Origin of the sequence: Streptomyces sp. NPDC101160 (assembly GCF_044768205.1) — a bacterium.
In the GTDB taxonomy this organism is placed as follows: domain Bacteria; phylum Actinomycetota; class Actinomycetes; order Streptomycetales; family Streptomycetaceae; genus Streptomyces.
This window is the reverse complement of sequence record NZ_JBIWPJ010000011.1, coordinates 145,054-163,133: the sequence shown is the minus strand read 5'-3', so window position 1 is coordinate 163,133 and position 18,080 is coordinate 145,054. Positions and strand designations below refer to the sequence as shown.

Sequence of the window (18,080 nt, the reverse complement as noted above, 5' to 3'; positions counted from 1 at the left end):
TCGCCTCCGGCTGCCCTTCCGCGCCGACGAATCCTAGGAGTCGTGATGGCCTTTCGCATGCTCGCGCCCACGGCCGAGCCCTCGGCAACGACCATGAACCGGACCACGTCGCGCGGCACCGCGTTGCGCTGGACCGCGGCGTTCTGCGCCCTGGCCAGTGCGGTGCTGCACCTGCTCCTGGTTCCCTCCCACCTTGAGGAGATGCCCTACATCGGCGTCCTCTTCCTGGTCGGCGGCGTGGTGCTGCTCGCCGTCGCCGTCGGGCTCGTCGCCCGGCGGAGGCCGCTGGTCGCCGGGTGGGTCGGCGCGGCGACCAGCGTCGGCATGATCGTCGGTTTTGTGCTGTCCCGGACCGTGGGGCTGCCCGGTTTTCACGAGACCGACTGGGAGCCGCCGTACGGGATCCTCTCCCTCGTCGCGGAGGGTGTCTTCGTGCTCGCCTTCGTGATGTGGGTGGCGACGGCTTCCTCGGAGCGGCCGCGGTAGCGGGGGCCCGCTACGGGGTCGAGCCCGGCCCCGTCAGTTCCGCCAGTTCCCGCTCCATGTTCGCCCGTGCCCGCTCCTCCCATGCCGCCGCTCCGTACGGGGTGCGGAACAGCCTCGGCAGGGCGAGGAGTTGGCGCAGGACGGCGGCGCGGCCCTCGCGGAAGGCGTCGTCCGGGACGAAGGCGTATTCCTCGCGGACCGCTGACGTATACCCCCTGTAGGTATCGGGCGCGGCGGCCAGGATGGCGAGGTCCGCGTCGCAGAGGGTCTCGCCGTTGAGGTCGCCGGGGGCCGGGTCGTGGGTGGTCGTGAGGCGGACGAGGCGGGCGACCTCGGTGACCTCGTGGGGGGTGAGCCCTGCTTCGGTGAGGGCCTTTTCGGCCAGGGCGGCGGAGCGTTCCTCGTTCTCGGAGCGGTCGGGGCGGTAGACCGCGTCGTGGAACCAGGCGGCGAGCCGGACGAGCTCCAACTCCCCGCCCTCGCCGCCCTGGTCGGCCAGTTCGTCGATGCGGTCGAGGACCGCGCGCAGGTGCTGGGCGGTGTGGTAGCGGCGCTGCGGCTCGTTCCAGCGGGACAGCAGGTTCCGGCCGTACGGGAGGGGGTCCGGGCCCCGGCGGCCCGACCGGGCCGCCAGCAGGGTCGAGGTCCAGCGGGCCAGGAGTTCCTGTTCCTGTGGCGCGGTCAGCTCGGTCGTCGGCTCAGGGGTCATGGGCGCATTCTGCCGCTCCGGGCCGGCTCCGACCCCGTACGACGTCCACGGAAGCGGGCCTTCATCTCGCCCTTACATACCCCCCATGGGTATGCTACGGTGCTCCACGCAGGTACCCCCCAGGGGTATGTCACCGCGGTCGAAGGGCAGGGCAGATGTCAACCGTCAACCCCCGGCGCTGGTGGGCACTCGCCGTGCTCGCCGCCGCTCAGTTCATGGTCATCATGGACACCTCCATCATTGGGGTCGCGCTCCCCGAGATGCAGAAGGCCCTGGGCTTCTCGCAGAGCGAGCTCCAGTGGATCTTCAACGCCTACGTGATCGTCTTCGGCGGCCTGCTGCTCCTCGGCGGCCGGCTCTCCGACCTCGTCGGCGCCCGCAAGATCTTCGTCTCCGGCTGGGCGATCATGATCGCCGGCTCGGTCGTCGCGGCCGTCGCGCAGAGCGCCTGGGTCGAGATCGTCGGCCGCGCCGTGCAGGGTGTCGGCGGTGCGCTCATCGCGCCCTCCGCCATGACGCTGCTGATGATGCTCTTCATGCACGACCCGCGCGAGCTCGGCAAGGCGATGGCCCTCTACGGCGCCGCGGCCCCGGCCGGCGGTACCGCGGGCGTGTTCCTCGGCGGCGTGTTCACCGAGTGGGCGTGGTGGCAGCTGTGCTTCGTCATCTACGTCCCGATCGGTCTCGCGACCCTCGCCGCGACCAAGCTCCTCCCGAACGTCGAGTCCCGCCGCGGCTCCGTCGACGTCCTCGGCGCCGTCGCCGTGACCGCCGGTCTCGCCCTCGGTGTCTTCGCCGTCGTCCGTGCCCCCGAGGTCGGCTGGGGCGCCACCGCCACCGTCCTCGAACTCGTCGGCGCCGTCGTCCTCATCGCTCTCTTCTTCGTGATCCAGAAGGCCATCCGCGAGCCGCTCATGCCGCTCAGCGTGTGGCGGGTCCCGCGCCTCGGCTCGGCCAACCTGGCGATGACGCTGCTCGGCGCCGCCTGGATCCCGATGTGGTACTTCCTCAACCTGTACCTGCAGCAGGTCCTCCACTACGGCGCCTTCGAGTCCGGTGCCGCGCTGCTCCCGATGACCGTGCTCCTCATGATCTTCATGACGGCCATCACCTCCCGCCTGATGGCCAAGGTCGGCGCCAAGCCGCTCATCGGCATCGGTCTGCTCGTCCTCGCCGCCGGCCTGGTCTGGCTGGCCGCCGTCGAGCCCACCGGCACCTTCCTGGTCGACGTCCTGCCCGCCTCGCTGGTCGCCGCGCTCGGCATGTCCCTCGCCTACATCCCGACCATGATCGCCGCGATGTCCGGCGCCCCGCAGGAGCAGGCCGGTCTCGCCTCCGGCATCGTCAACACCACCTACAACGTCGGCTCCGCGCTCGGTCTCGCCGCCCTCACCGCGGTCGCCATGTCGCAGGGCGCCGACCAACTCGGCAACCTGCCGAAGCTGACCGACGGCTTCTCGGCCGCCTTCGTCGGCGCCGCGATCATCGCCGCCGTCGGCGGTGTCGTCACCCTCCTGGTGATGAAGAGCGACAAGGCGCTCGCCGCCGGCGCCGCCGCCGACTCCGCCCCGCAGCAGCAGGGCGACAAGGTCGCTGCCTGAGCCGCAGCCCGCAGGGGCCGCCCGACGTTCCTCCCCTGGACGTCGGTCGGCCCCTTTTCCATTCCTCCCGCTCTCCGGTGGACCTCCATTAGCGCGCGAAATCATTCCGCTCCGGAAGGAAAGAATTCATGGACCTTTTCACCCGTGCCGTGCACGTCTCCAACCCGACTCTCCCCGAGGGCAGTTGGCCTCTCTCGGTCCCCCTCGTCCAGGCCTCCGCGTTCGCCTTCTCCTCCGCCGACGAGCTCGCCGAGGCCATGGCCGGACCCGACGGGCGGTACGTCTACAGCCGGCGCGGCAACCCGACCGTACGCGCCCTGGAGCAGACCCTCGCCGGGCTCGAAGGCGGCGCCGGCGCCATCGCGTTCGCGTCCGGAATGGGTGCCATCAGCGGCGTGCTGCTCGCGCTGCTCAAGCCCGGCGACCGGGTGGTGGCGCAGAAGTGCCTGTACGGCGGGACCTTCAGCGTGCTGTCGGACCTGGCCGCGCGGTACGGCATCCACGTCACGTACGTCTCCGGTGACGACACGGCCGAGTTCGAGCGGGCCGCGCGGCATCCGGCCACCCGGCTCCTCGTCCTGGAGACCGTCGCCAACCCCACCGGCCAGGTCGCCGACCTGCCCGGACTGCTCGCCGCGGCCCGCCGGACCGGCGTGACCAGTGTCGTCGACAACTCGCTCGCCTCGCCTGTCCTGTGCCGTCCGCTCGAACTCGGCGCGGACGTCGTCGTGCACTCCACCACCAAGTACCTCTCCGGCCACTCCGACGTGCTCGGCGGCGCCGCGGTCTTCGCCGACGACGCCCTGCGCCGGGCCGTCTGGCCCCGTACGGTCGAACTCGGTGCCTGCGCCGACCCGTTCGCCGCCTGGCTGACGCTGCGCGGGATACCGACGCTGCCGCTGCGGATGCGCGAGCACTGCGCCAACGCGGCCGTCCTCGCCGAGCGGCTCGCCGCCCGGGAGGACGTGGTGAAGGTCCACTACCCGTGGCTGGCCGGCCACCCCTCGTACGACACCGCCCGCAAGGTGCTCTCGGGCGGCGGCGGGCTGCTCTCCTTCGAGCTCGCGGGCGGGCGCGAGGCGGGCCGGGCGTTCATCGAGGGCGTCCGGGTCGCGCGGCTCGCGCTGTCGCTCGGTGGCGTGGAATCGCTGGTCACCCACCCCGCCTCCACCTCGCACCGCGAGCTCGGCGCCGAGGCCCTCGCGGCGGCCGGCATCGCGCCGGGGCTGGTGCGGATGTCGGTCGGGATCGAGTCGGTCGACGACCTCTGGGCCGACATCGAGCACGCCCTCGAACTCGCCGGCGCCTAGCGCTTGTTTGAGCCAGAAAAAGCGATCCTCCCTCCTTCTTTTGGGTTGACAAAATAAATGACTGATTCGTAGATTGGGTGATGCCAGGGAACGACCACTCCTAGGTCAAGGGGGGCGCGAGATGCGCTACTTCGAGGACTTCCGGCCCGGCGACGTCCACCAGCTGGGCACCGTCACCGTCACGGCGGAGGAGGTGCTGGAGTTCGGCAGGCGCTTCGATCCGCAGCCCTTCCACACGGACCCCGAGCTCGCCAAGGACTCCCCGTTCGGCGGGCTGATCGCCAGCGGCTTCCACACCCAGTCGATGTTCATGCGCCGCTACGTCGACGGACTGCTCGCCTACAGCGCCTGTATGGGCTCGCCCGGCATCGACGAGGTCCGCTACCTGCGGCCCGTGCGCCCGGGAGACGTCCTCACCGCGCGCGTGGAGATCCTCGGCGTCACGCCGTCGCCGTTCAACCCCACCACCGGCACCGTCAAGCCGCGGTGCACGCTGGTGGCCGCCGACGGGACGGCCGTGTTCAGCATGATCCTGCACAGCATCTTCCGGCGCCGTCCCGCCGGGTCCGAGGCCGGTCGTCAGTCGTCGATGCCCGCGGCCGCGGACCCGTCCGGATGCTGCCGCTCCGCCCAGCGGAGCGCCGCGCAGAGCACCGCGCGGACCGCCCCCACCAGCGCCGACGCCGGCGTCGTGGAGAACGCACCCGCAGTGGCCATGAGTGCCTGACCCCACACACCCCGGGCACACCTCTGAGCACGGCCGTCCGAAACCTTTTCCACCACTCACCGAAGGGGGACCTCCTGTGGAGGCCGTATCCCGCACCGCCCAGTGGACCGCCGCCGCGCGCGCCCTGGAGACCGAGCGCGAGGACCGGCTGTTCGCCGATCCGTACGCGCGCACCGTCGCCGACCAGATCGGCTTCGAACTGCTCGAGCGCTACGCCGGGGGCGGCACCGTGCCGTTCCTCGCCATCCGCACCACCTACCTGGACCGCGCCATCGTCAAGGCGGTGGAGGAGCGCGGCATCCGCCAGGTCGTCTTCCTCGCCGCCGGCATGGACACCCGCTTCTTCCGGCTGCCCTGGCCCGACGGCGTGACCGTCTACGAGCTCGACCGTCCGGCCCTCCTGGAGGCCAAGGCCGAGATGCTCGCCCAGGAGCCCGCGCCCGCCGGCCGCACCCGGGTCACCGTCCCGGTCGACCTGACGCAGGACTGGACCGGCCCGCTCAAGGAGGCGGGCTGGAAGAGCGACGAGCCCGTCCTGTGGGTCGTCGAGGGCCTGCTGTTCTTCCTGCCCGAGCAGGCCGTCCGGACCCTGATCTCGCTGCTCGCCGCGCACGCGGCGCCCGGCTCCGTGCTGCTCGGCGACGTCATCTCCAGGGCCGCCCTGGAGAACCCGCTGGCCCGCTCCTTCATGAAGGCGCTGGAGGAGGACGGCAACCCGTGGCTCTTCGGCACCGAGGAGCCCGAGGCGCTGCTCGCCGACTGCGGCTGGGAGGTGCGCGAGGTCAAGCAGCCCGGTGAGCCCGGCGCCCACTTCGACCGCTGGCCGTACCCGGTCCCGGCGCGCTCCGTCCCGCGCGTCCCCCGCTCCTTCCTCTTCACGTGCGACGTTCCGACCAGCCGGCAGGAGGTGGCCGCGTGAGCGCCCACGACTTCCATCAGAAGGTCATCACCGACGCCGGCGCGGCCGTGCGCGGTCTGACCGTGGCCCTCGGCGAGCGCCTCGGCCTCTACAAGGCCCTGGCCGAGCACGGCGCCCTCACCGCCGGGCAGCTCGCCGAGAAGACCGGCACCAACGAGCGGTACATCGAGGAGTGGCTGCACGCCCAGCTCTCCGCCGGGTACGTGGAGCGGCACCCGAGCTCGCTGACGTACACCCTGCCCGCCGACCACGTCGAGGTGCTCGCCGACCCGACCGCGGTCACCTTCGCGGCCGGCTTCTTCACCGCCCTCAAGGCGCTGTACGCCACCGAGGACCTGCTCGTCGAGGCGTACCGGAGCGGCGACGGCGTCGGCTGGGCCGAGCACGACGCGGCGCTCGACACCGGCATGGGCTCCTTCTTCCAGCCGACGTACGAGCACAAGCTCGTCCCGGACTGGCTGCCGGCCCTGCACGAGGTCACCGACAAGCTGAACGGCGGCGGCACCGTCGCGGACGTCGGCTGCGGCGTCGGCCACACCACGCTGCTGATCGCGAAGGCGTTCCCGAACGCCACCGTCCACGGCTTCGACTACTCCGAAGAGGCCATCTCCATCGCGCGCCAGCTCGCCGAGGAGGCCGGCCTGTCCGACCGCGTCGTCTTCGACGTCGCCTCGGCCGACGACTACCCGGGCTCCGGCTACGACCTGGTCTGCTTCTTCAACGCCCTGCACGACATGGGCGACCCGGTCGCCGCCGCGCAGCACGTGCACAAGTCGCTCGACGCGGACGGCACCTGGATGCTCGTCGAGTCGAACGTCTCGCCCGCCGACATCGACACCCAGACCCCCGCCGCCCGCATGTTCATGGCCCTGTCCGCCGTGATGTGCCTGCCGGTCGCGGTCGCCCAGCGCGGCCCGCACGCCCTCGGCAACCACTCCGGCGAGAAGGCCTTCCGCGCCATCGCCGAGGAGGCCGGCTTCACCCGCTGGCGGCGCGCCACCGAGACCCCGGTCAACGCGGTCTACGAAGTCCGGCCGTAACCCCACAGCGAAGGAATCACCCATGGCCACCGCCGCCCTGCCCGTCACCGACCGGTTCATGGAGGTCCTGGAGCGCCTCAGCGAGCGCTCCGTCGAGGACTACTACAACCCGTACCAGACCTTCCAGTGGCCCGAGACCCTGGAGGAGGACCGGTACTGGATGACGCCGGAGCTGCTCACCGTCCACGGCACCGAGCACGCCGACACCCTCGGTGAGGAAACGCTTCAGCGCCTGTCGAAGTGGGAGTCGATCAACTTCTACAGCCTCAATGTGCACGGCATCCGCGAGCTCCTCATCGAGGTCGTCGGCCGCATCCACATGCCCGGCTTCGAGGTCCCCTCGGACTTCTTCCACCACTTCATCGGCGAGGAGAACGAACACATGTGGTTCTTCTCCGAGTTCTGCCGGCGCTACGGCCACAAGATCTACGGCTCCACCGGCATGCGCGCCGACGCCGCCTGGGAGCCCGAGGTCGAGAACTTCCTGGTCTTCACCCGCATCCTGTTCTTCGAGGAGCTGGTCGACCACTACAACTCCCGGATGGCCAAGGACGCCGACCTCTGCCACACCATCCGCGAGGTCAACCGCATCCACCACCAGGACGAGTCCCGGCACATCGCCTTCGGCCGCGAGCTGGTCTCGCTGCTCTTCCAGCGCATGTGCGAGGCCGTCCCCGCCGAGCGGGTCCGCGAGGTCGAGGCGTACCTCAAGCGCTACGTCGTCTACAGCATCAACTCGCTCTACAACCCGCACGTCTACAAGGACGCCGGCATCGCCGACCCGCTGGCGCTGCGCAACTCGCTGATCGCCGACGAGCGCCGCCGCGCCCACGAGCGCAAGGCGATCCGCAAGCCGCTCTCCTTCTTCCTGAAGACCGGGATCTTCTCCGACGACAGCCTCCCCGTCCTCTGAGATCCGGTCCTGAGCGCGCGAACCCACCCTGAGAGGTGAACCGACCATGACCGTGACAACCCCCGCGAACGCGACCGCCGGGGCGAGCACCGGGACGACCGGGGCGACCAGGGGCCTGCCCACGCTCGGCCCGGAGGGGACCCGCCTGCTGCGGCTCCTCGACGACACCTTCGAGGGCTGGGGGGTGAACGCGGGCGCCCGCACCATGACGATGCCCCCGCTGCTCCCGGCCGCCGACCTGGCCCGGCTCGACTACTACGACAACTTCCCCCACCAGGCCGTCGTCGCCGCCCCGCTCGACCTCGACGCCCGCGCGAGCGCGCCCTTCTCCACCGACACCGGCCGCTTCCCGACCGAGGCGCTCCAGCCGGCCGAGCTCGGCCTGCCCTCGGCGTCCTGCTACGCCGTCTACCTGACCCACCAGGGCACCCAGGTCGCCGACGACCACCTGGTGACCATCTGCTCCTGGTGCTTCCGCAAGGAGACGCACTACGAGGGCATGCGGCGCCAGCTCGGCTTCCGCATGCGGGAGATCGTGGCCATCGGCGCGCAGAGCCACGCCGAGAACCACCTCGCGGACTTCACCGCCCGTATCCACGCCTTCGCCGCGGCACTCGACCTGCCGCTGCGCAAGGAGGCCGCCTGCGACCCGTTCTTCGACAAGGGCGGTTCGAAGGCGCTGCTCCAGCGGCTCACGCCGGTGAAGCACGAGTTCCTGTACGAGGACCTGGCGATCGCCTCGGTCAACACGCACCGGAACTTCTTCGGCGACCGCTGCGACATCACCCTGGAGTCGACCGGCGGACCGGCCTTCACCAGCTGTGTCGCCTTCGGTCTGGAGCGCTGGCTGTCGGCGCTCACCCGCCGCCACGGCAGCTGGGAGACCGCCACCGAGGCGGTCCTCGACGCGAACGCCCGCATGCGCACCGATGCGAGTCTCGCGGCCGGGCCGGTGATCTGACGTGCCGGCCCGTCCCGTCGCCCCGCCGGCGGGCGGCCTGGGCTGGGCGAACCTCGGCATGGACATCGTGTCCGTCAACCGCGTGCGGAGGCTTCTCGCCCAGTACGGCGAGAAGTTCTTCGAGCGGATGCTCACCCCCGGCGAACTCGACGACTGCCGCACCGCCAGTGGGCTCGACGTCCTGAGCCTGTGCGGCCGGATCGCGGCCAAGGAAGCGGCCTTCAAGACCTTACGGGTCAGGGGCAGGTTCCTGCCCTGGCCGGACATCGTCGTACGGCGCTCCGAGGGCGGCTGGCCGCTCGTGGAGCTGCGCGGTCCCGCCGCGGAGATGGCCCAGGAGTCCGGCATCTCCGAGATCACCGTGTCCATCAGCCACGACGTGGACTACGCGGTCGCGGTCGCCGCGCCGATCATCGCCCCCACCCCTTCCGCAAGCAGCAGCAGCGACACCAGCAGCAGCATCTAAAAGGAGAAGCATCATGGCCGACGGCCTGCAGACGGTGAAGAACTGGATCCTCGAGCGTCACCCCGAGCGCGACGACATCGCCGCCGACCTCGACCTGATCGAGAACCGCCTCATCGACTCGCTGTCCTTCGTCGAGTTCGTCTTCCTGCTGGAGCAGGAGAGCGGCACCTCGATCCAGATGGAGACCCTGGAGGTCGACTCCATCCGGACGCTCGGCGCCATCGAGCAGCACTTCTTCGCGAACGACAAGGTGGAGGTCCAGGCATGAGCCGCCGCCTGTTCACCTCGGAGTCGGTGACCGAGGGCCATCCCGACAAGATCGCCGACCGGATCAGCGACACCGTCCTGGACGCCCTGCTCGCCCAGGACCCGCACTCCCGCGTCGCCGTCGAGACCCTGATCACCACCGGTCAGGTGCACATCGCCGGCGAGGTCACCACCTCCGCGTACGCGCCGATCGCCCAGCTGGTGCGCGACGCCGTGCTCGACATCGGCTACGACTCCTCCGCGAAGGGCTTCGACGGCGCCTCCTGCGGCGTGTCGGTGTCCATCGGCGCCCAGTCGCCGGACATCGCGCAGGGCGTCGACACCGCCCACGAGGCCCGCGTCGAGGGCGTGGAGGACGAGCTGGCGGCCCAGGGCGCCGGCGACCAGGGCCTGATGTTCGGCTACGCCTGTGACGACACGGCCGAGCTGATGCCGCTGCCGATCGCGCTGGCGCACCGCCTGTCGCGCCGGCTGACGGAGGTCCGCAAGAACGGCACCGTCCCGTACCTGCGGCCCGACGGCAAGACCCAGGTCACCATCGAGTACGACGGCGACCGGCCGGTCCGCCTCGACACGGTGGTCGTCTCCTCGCAGCACGCCGCCGACATCTCCGTCGAGGGCCTGCTGACCCCCGACGTCCGCGAGTACGTCGTCGAGCACGTCCTCAAGGAGCTCGTCGAGGAGGGCGTGACCCTGGAGTCCGACGGCTACCGGCTCCTGGTCAACCCGACCGGGCGCTTCGAGATCGGCGGGCCGATGGGCGACGCCGGCCTCACCGGCCGGAAGATCATCATCGACACGTACGGCGGCATGGCCCGGCACGGCGGCGGCGCGTTCTCCGGCAAGGACCCGTCGAAGGTGGACCGTTCGGCCGCCTACGCGATGCGCTGGGTCGCCAAGAACGTCGTCGCGGCCGGGCTCGCCAGGCGCTGCGAGGTGCAGGTCGCGTACGCGATCGGCAAGGCCGAGCCGGTCGGTCTCTTCGTCGAGACCTTCGGCACCGGCACCCTCCCGGACGAGACGATCCAGGAGGCCGTGTCCCAGGTCTTCGACCTGCGGCCGGCCGCGATCATCCGCGACCTGGACCTGAAGCGCCCGATCTACGCGGCCACGGCGGCGTACGGGCACTTCGGCCGGGAGCTGCCGGAGTTCACCTGGGAGCGCACCGACCGGGCCGACGCTCTCAAGAAGGCCGCGGGGGTGTAGGGCGTGCGTGTCGCTGTCACCGGATCCATCGCGACCGACCATCTGATGACCTTCCCCGGCTGGTTCAGCGAGCAGCTGATCGCCGACCGGCTCGACAAGGTCTCCCTGTCGTTCCTCGCCGACAACCTGGAGGTCAGGCGCGGCGGAGTGGCAGCGAACATCGCCTTCGGACTCGGTGTGCTCGGCCTGCGCCCCGTCCTCGTGGGCGCGGTCGGCGCCGACTTCGAGCCGTACCGGATCTGGCTCAAGGACCACGGTGTGGACACCGACTCGGTGCGCGTCAGCGAGTCGCTCCACACCGCCCGGTTCGTCTGTACCACCGACCGGGCGCAGAACCAGATCGCCACGTTCTACGCCGGTGCGATGAGCGAGGCCCGCGAGATCGACCTGCGGGACGTCGTCGCCCGGGCCGGGCGCCTGGAACTGGTTCTGGTCTCCCCGGACGACCCCGAGGCCATGCTGCGGCACTCCCGCACCTGCCGCGAGCTCGGGGTCCCCTTCGCCGCCGACCCGTCGCAGCAGCTGGCGCGGCTCGACGGCGGGCAGGTGCGGGACCTGGTGGACGGGGCGCGGTTCCTGTTCACCAACGAGTACGAGACCGCCCTGCTGCGGGAGAAGACCGGCTGGTCCGAGGCGGACGTGCTGCGCCGCGTCGGCACGTGGGTCACCACCCACGGCGAGGCCGGGGTGCGGATCCGCGGCGAGGACCGGGCGCCGCTCGCGGTGCCGGCCGTGCCGGTGCCGGGCGTGGTCGACCCGACGGGCGTCGGTGACGCCTTCCGGGCCGGTTTCCTCGCGGGGACGCTGTGGGGCGTGCCGGAGAAGTGCGCGGCCCAGCTGGGCTGCGCGGTCGCGGCCACCGTCCTCGACTACGTGGGCACGCAGGAGTACCGGCTGCACCGGGACACGCTCCTGGACCGTATCCGCACGACGTACGGGGTGGGCTGCACGGCCACGCTCATGACGCATCTGAGGCACCTGACATGAGGGGGGCCGACATGACGAAGCACGCCAGGCGCTCGCTCCGCGAGGAGTTCGCCACCCGGGTCGTGGTGGCCGACGGGGCGATGGGCACCATGCTCCAGGCCGCCGACCCCACCATGGACGACTTCACGGGTCTGGAGGGCTGCAACGAGATCCTCAACCTGACCCGGCCCGACATCGTCGCCTCCGTGCACGACGCCTACTTCTCGGTGGGCGTGGACGCGGTGGAGACCAACACGTTCGGCGCCAATCTGGCGGCGCTCGCCGAGTACGGCATCGAGCACCGCGTGTACGAGCTGTCGGAGGCCGGCGCGCGCATCGCCCGCTCCGCCGCCGACGCCCACACGGCCGTCGACGGCCGGCCCCGCTGGGTGCTCGGCTCGATGGGCCCGGGCACCAAGCTGCCGACCCTCGGGCACGTCACGTACGAGCCGCTGCGCGACGCCTTCCAGCAGAACGCGGAGGGCCTGCTGCGGGGCGGCGCGGACGCGCTGCTCATCGAGACCTCGCAGGACCTGCTCCAGACGAAGGCGGCCGTCATCGGCGCCCGCCGGGCCCTTGACTCCCTCGGCCTCGACCTGCCGGTGATCGTGCAGGTGACCGTCGAGACGACGGGCACCATGCTGCTCGGCTCCGAGATCGGCGCCGCGCTCACGGCCCTGGAGCCGCTGGGCATCGACATGATCGGCCTCAACTGCGCCACCGGCCCGGCGGAGATGGCGGAGCACCTGCGCCATCTGTCCCGGCACGCCCGGATCCCGGTCTCGGTGATGCCGAACGCCGGCCTGCCGGTGCTGACGTCGGACGGCGCGCACTATCCGCTGTCGCCGGACGAACTCGCCGACGCGCAGGAGGCGTTCGTGCGGGACTACGGCCCCGCGCTGGTCGGCGGCTGCTGCGGTACGACGCCCGAGCACCTGCGCGCGATCGTGGAGCGGGTGCGCGGCGCGGCGGTGCCGGCCCGCACACCGGTCGTCGAGCCGGGTGCCTCGTCGCTCTACAGCCATGTGCCGTTCCGCCAGGACACCTCGTACCTGGCGATCGGTGAGCGGACGAACGCCAACGGTTCGAAGAAGTTCCGCGAGGCGATGCTGGAGGGCCGCTGGGACGACTGTGTCGAGATGGCGCGCGACCAGATCCGCGAGGGCGCGCACATGCTCGACCTGTGCGTGGACTACGTGGGCCGCGACGGCGTCGCCGACATGGCGGAGCTCGCGGGGCGCTTCGCGACGGCGTCGACGCTGCCGATCGTGCTCGACTCGACCGAGGTGGCGGTGCTCCGGGCCGGTCTGGAGAAGCTCGGTGGCCGCGCGGTCGTCAACTCGGTCAACTACGAGGACGGCGACGGCCCCGAGTCGCGGTTCGCGCAGGTCGCGGGCCTGGCCCGGGAGCACGGCGCGGCGCTGATGGCGCTGACGATCGACGAGGAGGGGCAGGCCCGTACCGTCGAGAAGAAGGTCGCGATCGCCGAGCGCCTGATCGCCGACCTGAGCGGGAACTGGGGGATCAGGGAGTCGGACATCCTGATCGACACGCTCACGTTCACCATCTGCACCGGCCAGGAGGAGTCCCGCAAGGACGGCATCGCCACCATCGAGGCGATCCGCGAGCTGAAGCGGCGCCACCCGGACGTGCAGACGACCCTGGGCCTGTCCAACATCTCCTTCGGCCTCAACCCGGCCGCCCGGATCGTGCTGAACTCGGTCTTCCTCGACGAGTGCGTGAAGGCGGGGCTGGACTCGGCGATCGTGCACGCGTCGAAGATCCTGCCGATCGCGCGCCTGGAGCCGGAGCAGGTCGAGGTCGCGCTCGACCTGATCTACGACCGCCGCCGCGAGGGCTACGACCCGCTGCAGCGCCTGCTCGAACTCTTCGAGGGCGCGACGGCGAAGTCGCTGAAGGCCGGCAAGGCGGAGGAGCTGCTCGCGCTTCCGCTGGAGGAGCGCCTGAAGCGGCGGATCATCGACGGCGAGAAGAACGGACTGGAGGCCGACCTCGACGCGGCGCTCGTCGAACGCCCGGCCCTGGAGATCGTCAACGACGTCCTGCTCGACGGCATGAAGACGGTCGGCGAGCTGTTCGGCTCCGGGCGGATGCAGCTGCCGTTCGTGCTCCAGTCCGCCGAGGTCATGAAGACCGCGGTGGCCTATCTGGAGCCGCACATGGAGAAGTCGGATGCCGACGGCAAGGGCACGATCGTCCTGGCGACTGTGCGCGGTGACGTCCACGACATCGGCAAGAACCTCGTCGACATCATCCTCTCCAACAACGGCTACAACGTGGTCAACATCGGCATCAAGCAACCGGTGTCGGCGATCCTGGAGGCCGCCGAGGAGCACGCCGCCGACGTGATCGGCATGTCCGGCCTGCTCGTGAAGTCCACGGTGATCATGAAGGAGAACCTGGAGGAGCTGAACGGCCGCGGCCTGGCCGCCAGGTACCCGGTGATCCTCGGCGGCGCGGCCCTGACCAGGGCGTACGTCGAGCAGGACCTGCACGAGATCTACCGGGGCGAGGTCCGCTACGCCCGCGACGCCTTCGAGGGCCTGCGTCTGATGGACGCCCTCATGGCGGTCAAGCGGGGCGTGCCGGGCGCGACCCTGCCGGAGCTGAAGCAGCGCCGGGTGCCGAAGCGTCCGGAGTCCGCCGCGGCCCTGGAGGTACGGGAGCCCGAGCCGGCCGGCCGTTCCGACGTGGCCGCCGACAACGTCGTACCCGAGCCGCCGTTCCTCGGCACGAGGGTCGTCAAGGGCATCCAGCTCGCCGAGTACGCGAGCTGGCTGGACGAGGGCGCCCTGTTCAAGGGCCAGTGGGGCCTCAAGGACAACGAGACCATCGAGTCGGAGGGCCGGCCGCGGCTGCGCGGCTGGCTGGACCGGCTCCAGACGGACCACCTCCTCGAAGCGGCCGTCGTGTACGGCTACTTCCCCTGTGTGTCCAAGGGCGACGACCTGATCGTCCTGGACGAGGACGGAGGCGAGCGGACCCGCTTCAGCTTCCCCCGCCAACAGCGGGGCCGCCGCCTCTGCCTGGCCGACTTCTTCCGCTCCGAGGACTCCGGCGAGATCGACGTCGTCGGCCTCCAGGTCGTCACCGTCGGCTCGCGGATCGGCGAGGAGACGGCGAAGCTGTTCGCCGCCGACTCCTACCGCGACTACCTCGAACTGCACGGCCTGTCCGTGCAGTTGGCCGAGGCACTGGCCGAGTACTGGCACGGCCGGGTGCGCCAGGAGTGGGGCATCGCGGGGAACGACCCGGCCGGCATCGAGGGCATGCTGCGCACCGAGTACCAGGGCTGCCGCTACTCGCTCGGCTACCCGGCCTGCCCCGACCTGGAGGACCGGGCGAAGATCGCCGAGCTCCTGCGGCCGGAGCGGATCGGCGTGGAGCTGTCGGAGGAGTACCAGCTGCACCCCGAGCAGTCGACCGACGCCTTCGTGGTCCACCACCCCGAGGCGAGCTACTTCAACGCGGGAGGCCGCCGGTGAGCGTGACGTTTTCGTTCGAGTTCTTCCCGCCGAAGACCGACAGGGGCGAGCAGACCCTGTGGGACGCGATCCGCCGCGTGGAGGCGCTCGCGCCGGACTTCGTCTCCGTGACGTACGGCGCGGGCGGCTCCTCCCGGGACCGCACCATCGACGTCACCAAGCGGATCGTCACCGAGACCACCCTGCGGCCCGTCGCCCATCTGACGGCCGTCGGCCACTCGGTCGCCGAGCTCCGCGCGATCATCGGCGCCTACGCGGACGCCGGCGTCCGGGACGTCCTGGTGCTGCGCGGCGACCCTCCGGGCGACCCGCGCGGCGCCTGGACGCCGCACCCGGACGGCTTCACCTACGCGTACGAACTCGTCGAGCTCGTACGGTCGTTGGGGGAGTTCCGGATCGGCGTGGCGGCCTTCCCGGAGGGCCACCCGCGCTCGGCGAGCCCCGAGAGCGACCTCGCGCACTTCGTCGCCAAGTGCCGGGCGGGCGCCGACTACGCCATCACCCAGATGTTCTTCGACCCGGAGGACTATCTGCGGCTGCGCGACCGGGTCGCGGCGGCCGGCTGCGACACCCCGATCATCCCGGAGATCATGCCCGCGACCGACGTCCGGCAGATCCGCCGCTTCGCCGAGCTGTCCGACGCGGCCTTCCCCGAGGACCTGGCCCACCGCCTGGAGGCGGCGAAGGACGACCCCGCCGCCGCGTACCGCACCGGCGTCGAGCACGCGACCGCGATGGGTCTGCGGCTGCTCGACGAGGGCGCGCCGGGCCTGCACTACATCACGCTCAACAAGAGCACCGCGGCCCTCGAAATCCACAGATCGATCCAAGCCTCAAGGAGCCTCGCACGTGTCTGAGTCCGCTGTGTTTTCCGACTACAAGGTCGCCGACATCGGTCTGGCGGAGTTCGGCCGCAAGGAGATCACCCTCGCCGAGCACGAGATGCCGGGGCTCATGGCGATCCGCCGCGAGTACGCCGCCGCCCAGCCGCTGGCCGGTGCCCGGATCACCGGCTCGCTGCACATGACCGTGCAGACCGCCGTCCTCATCGAGACCCTGGTCGCGCTCGGCGCCGAGGTGCGCTGGGTGTCCTGCAACATCTACTCCACCCAGGACCACGCCGCCGCCGCCATCGCCGCCGCCGGCATCCCGGTCTTCGCCTGGAAGGGCGAGACGCTGGAGGAGTACTGGTGGTGCACCGAGCAGGCACTGACCTGGCCGAACGCCGACGGTCCCAACATGATCCTCGACGACGGCGGCGACGCCACGCTCCTCGTCCACAAGGGTGTGGAGTACCAGAAGGCCGGCAAGGTCCCGGACCCGTCGACCGCCGACAACGAGGAGTTCCGGATCGTCCTGGAACTGCTCGGCAGGACCACGCTGGACTGGTCGGCGATCGCGTCCGGCATCCGTGGCGTGACGGAGGAGACCACCACCGGTGTCCACCGCCTCTACGAGATGCACCGCGAGGGCGCGCTTCTCTTCCCGGCGATCAACGTGAACGACGCCGTGACGAAGTCGAAGTTCGACAACAAGTACGGCTGCCGCCACTCGCTCGTCGACGGCATCAACCGGGCGACGGACGTCCTCATCGGCGGCAAGACCGCCGTGGTGTGCGGCTACGGCGACGTCGGCAAGGGTTCGGCGGAGTCGCTGCGCGGCCAGGGCGCCCGCGTGATCGTCACCGAGATCGACCCGATCTGCGCGCTGCAGGCGGCCATGGACGGCTACCAGGTCACCACCCTGGAAGAGGTCGTCGAGACCGCCGACATCTTCATCACCACCACGGGCAACAAGGACATCATCATGGCGTCCGACATCGCCCGCATGAAGCACCAGGCGATCGTCGGCAACATCGGCCACTTCGACAACGAGATCGACATGGCCGGCCTCGCGCAGATCCCCGGGATCGTGAAGGACGAGGTCAAGCCGCAGGTCCACACCTGGACGTTCCCCGACGGCAAGGTCGTCATCGTCCTGTCGGAGGGCCGGCTCCTCAACCTCGGCAACGCGACCGGCCACCCGTCCTTCGTGATGTCGAACTCCTTCGCGGACCAGACGCTGGCCCAGATCGAGCTCTTCACGAAGACGGACGCGTACCCGGTCGGCGTCTACACGCTGCCGAAGCACCTCGACGAGAAGGTCGCCCGGCTGCACCTCGACGCCCTCGGCGTGAAGCTCACCGAGCTGCGCCCCGAGCAGGCCGCGTACATCGGCGTCCCGGTCGAGGGCCCGTACAAGCCGGACCACTACCGCTACTGAGGCCGCACGTGTGTACCGACTGCCTTGAGGAAGCACCACGTGACCCGTGGCTCCCGGACCGTCTCCTGAAGACGGAGCGGGACCTGCTGATGCCGCTGCTGCGCCGCACGCCGGCGGAGGCGTACGAGAACCGCACCGCCTGCCCGGGCTGGACCGCCCGGCAGGTGCTCGCCCACTGCGCGGCGGCGCTCATCAGGATCGTCGAGGGAAGGCTGGAGGAGGGCGTGTTCCTGCCCGAGGCCAACGCCTGCGACGTGGCCGAGCGCGAGGACTGGCCGCTGGGCCGGATCCTCGACGAACTGGAGCGCGGCTTCACCGAGGCCGGGCCGGTCATCGCCGAGCGGGAGGACGGCCGGCTCGACGCGGTCGCCCTCGGCGAGTGGGTGCACGCCGGAGACGTACGGGAGGCCTTCGGCGAACCCGGCGCCTACTGCGGCGAGGCCCTCGACCTGGCCCTGCCGCTGCTCTCCGTCACCAGCCGCAGGCGGGAGACCCCCCGCCTCGTCGGCACCCTGGCGGACCGCGGCGGCGAGGTCGACCTCGGCAACGCCATCGAGGGCCGCGACCCGGCCCGCTTCCACGGCGACGCCGCCACCTTGATACGCATCTACTCAGGACGCCCGCTGGTACGGACCCGCTACGAACTGACGGGCGCGACGGAGCAGGAACTTCTCATCTACCGCTGAGGGGCGGCGGGCCCCGGTCCTCACGGACCGGGGCCCGCCCCTTTCACTCACGAAG

17 protein-coding genes are annotated in these 18,080 nt (G+C 70.9%); 16 read left to right on the top strand and 1 reads right to left on the bottom strand.

Annotated features, from left to right (window positions below; translation table 11 throughout):
- The first annotated feature begins 45 nt into the window (after nt 1-45).
- Nucleotides 46-486: a hypothetical protein gene (locus ACIRSU_RS32060; protein WP_403799682.1), complete on the top strand. Its 441-nt coding sequence runs from the start codon at nt 46-48 to the stop codon at nt 484-486.
- 10 nt (nt 487-496) lie between these two features.
- Here ACIRSU_RS32060 and ACIRSU_RS32055 read toward each other — a convergent pair whose 3' ends face one another.
- Entirely contained in the window at nt 497-1,195 is a 699-nt protein-coding gene (locus ACIRSU_RS32055) for a hypothetical protein (protein ID WP_403799679.1), read from the bottom strand.
- Nucleotides 1,196-1,350: 155 nt separating this feature from the next.
- On the opposite strand from ACIRSU_RS32055, the gene ACIRSU_RS32050 reads away from it, so the two are divergent.
- The 15 genes from ACIRSU_RS32050 (at nt 1,351) to ACIRSU_RS31980 (ending at nt 18,025) form a co-directional block, all read left to right on the top strand.
- Nucleotides 1,351-2,796: an MFS transporter gene (locus ACIRSU_RS32050; protein WP_403799676.1), complete on the top strand. Its 1,446-nt coding sequence runs from the start codon at nt 1,351-1,353 to the stop codon at nt 2,794-2,796.
- A gap of 128 nt (nt 2,797-2,924) precedes the next feature.
- Nucleotides 2,925-4,106, top strand: a complete 1,182-nt coding sequence (locus ACIRSU_RS32045; RefSeq protein WP_403799672.1) for a trans-sulfuration enzyme family protein — start codon at nt 2,925-2,927, stop codon at nt 4,104-4,106.
- A gap of 121 nt (nt 4,107-4,227) precedes the next feature.
- On the top strand, nt 4,228-4,833 hold the full coding sequence (locus ACIRSU_RS32040) for a MaoC family dehydratase (RefSeq protein WP_403799669.1): 606 nt from the start codon (nt 4,228-4,230) through the stop codon (nt 4,831-4,833).
- Between the two features lie 76 nt (nt 4,834-4,909).
- Complete coding sequence (locus ACIRSU_RS32035; protein WP_403799666.1) at nt 4,910-5,752, top strand: class I SAM-dependent methyltransferase; 843 nt, start codon at nt 4,910-4,912, stop codon at nt 5,750-5,752.
- On the top strand, nt 5,749-6,792 hold the full coding sequence (locus tag ACIRSU_RS32030; protein WP_403799663.1) for a class I SAM-dependent methyltransferase: 1,044 nt from the start codon (nt 5,749-5,751) through the stop codon (nt 6,790-6,792). Before ACIRSU_RS32035 ends, ACIRSU_RS32030 begins: the two co-directional genes overlap by 4 nt.
- Before the next feature lie 22 nt (nt 6,793-6,814).
- Complete coding sequence (locus ACIRSU_RS32025) at nt 6,815-7,705, top strand: diiron oxygenase (RefSeq protein ID WP_403799660.1); 891 nt, start codon at nt 6,815-6,817, stop codon at nt 7,703-7,705.
- 46 nt (nt 7,706-7,751) lie between these two features.
- Nucleotides 7,752-8,666: a hypothetical protein gene (locus tag ACIRSU_RS32020; RefSeq protein ID WP_403799657.1), complete on the top strand. Its 915-nt coding sequence runs from the start codon at nt 7,752-7,754 to the stop codon at nt 8,664-8,666.
- Nucleotide 8,667: 1 nt separating this feature from the next.
- Nucleotides 8,668-9,132: a holo-ACP synthase gene (acpS, locus tag ACIRSU_RS32015; RefSeq protein WP_403799654.1), complete on the top strand. Its 465-nt coding sequence runs from the start codon at nt 8,668-8,670 to the stop codon at nt 9,130-9,132.
- A gap of 13 nt (nt 9,133-9,145) precedes the next feature.
- On the top strand, nt 9,146-9,400 hold the full coding sequence (locus ACIRSU_RS32010; RefSeq protein WP_403799652.1) for a phosphopantetheine-binding protein: 255 nt from the start codon (nt 9,146-9,148) through the stop codon (nt 9,398-9,400).
- Nucleotides 9,397-10,605, top strand: a complete 1,209-nt coding sequence (metK, locus tag ACIRSU_RS32005; RefSeq protein WP_403799650.1) for a methionine adenosyltransferase — start codon at nt 9,397-9,399, stop codon at nt 10,603-10,605. Before ACIRSU_RS32010 ends, metK begins: the two co-directional genes overlap by 4 nt.
- Before the next feature lie 3 nt (nt 10,606-10,608).
- Nucleotides 10,609-11,592: a carbohydrate kinase family protein gene (locus ACIRSU_RS32000; protein ID WP_403799647.1), complete on the top strand. Its 984-nt coding sequence runs from the start codon at nt 10,609-10,611 to the stop codon at nt 11,590-11,592.
- Nucleotides 11,593-11,603: 11 nt separating this feature from the next.
- Nucleotides 11,604-15,077 (top strand): methionine synthase, encoded by a 3,474-nt coding sequence (metH, locus tag ACIRSU_RS31995; RefSeq protein WP_403799645.1) that lies wholly within the window; start codon nt 11,604-11,606, stop codon nt 15,075-15,077.
- Nucleotides 15,074-15,934: a methylenetetrahydrofolate reductase [NAD(P)H] gene (metF, locus tag ACIRSU_RS31990; protein WP_403799642.1), complete on the top strand. Its 861-nt coding sequence runs from the start codon at nt 15,074-15,076 to the stop codon at nt 15,932-15,934. Before metH ends, metF begins: the two co-directional genes overlap by 4 nt.
- Nucleotides 15,927-17,339 (top strand): adenosylhomocysteinase, encoded by a 1,413-nt coding sequence (gene ahcY / locus ACIRSU_RS31985; RefSeq protein ID WP_403799640.1) that lies wholly within the window; start codon nt 15,927-15,929, stop codon nt 17,337-17,339. The genes metF and ahcY overlap by 8 nt, the downstream gene beginning before the upstream one ends.
- 89 nt (nt 17,340-17,428) lie before the next feature.
- Complete coding sequence (locus ACIRSU_RS31980; protein ID WP_403799637.1) at nt 17,429-18,025, top strand: maleylpyruvate isomerase family mycothiol-dependent enzyme; 597 nt, start codon at nt 17,429-17,431, stop codon at nt 18,023-18,025.
- The last annotated feature ends 55 nt before the right edge of the window (nt 18,026-18,080 follow it).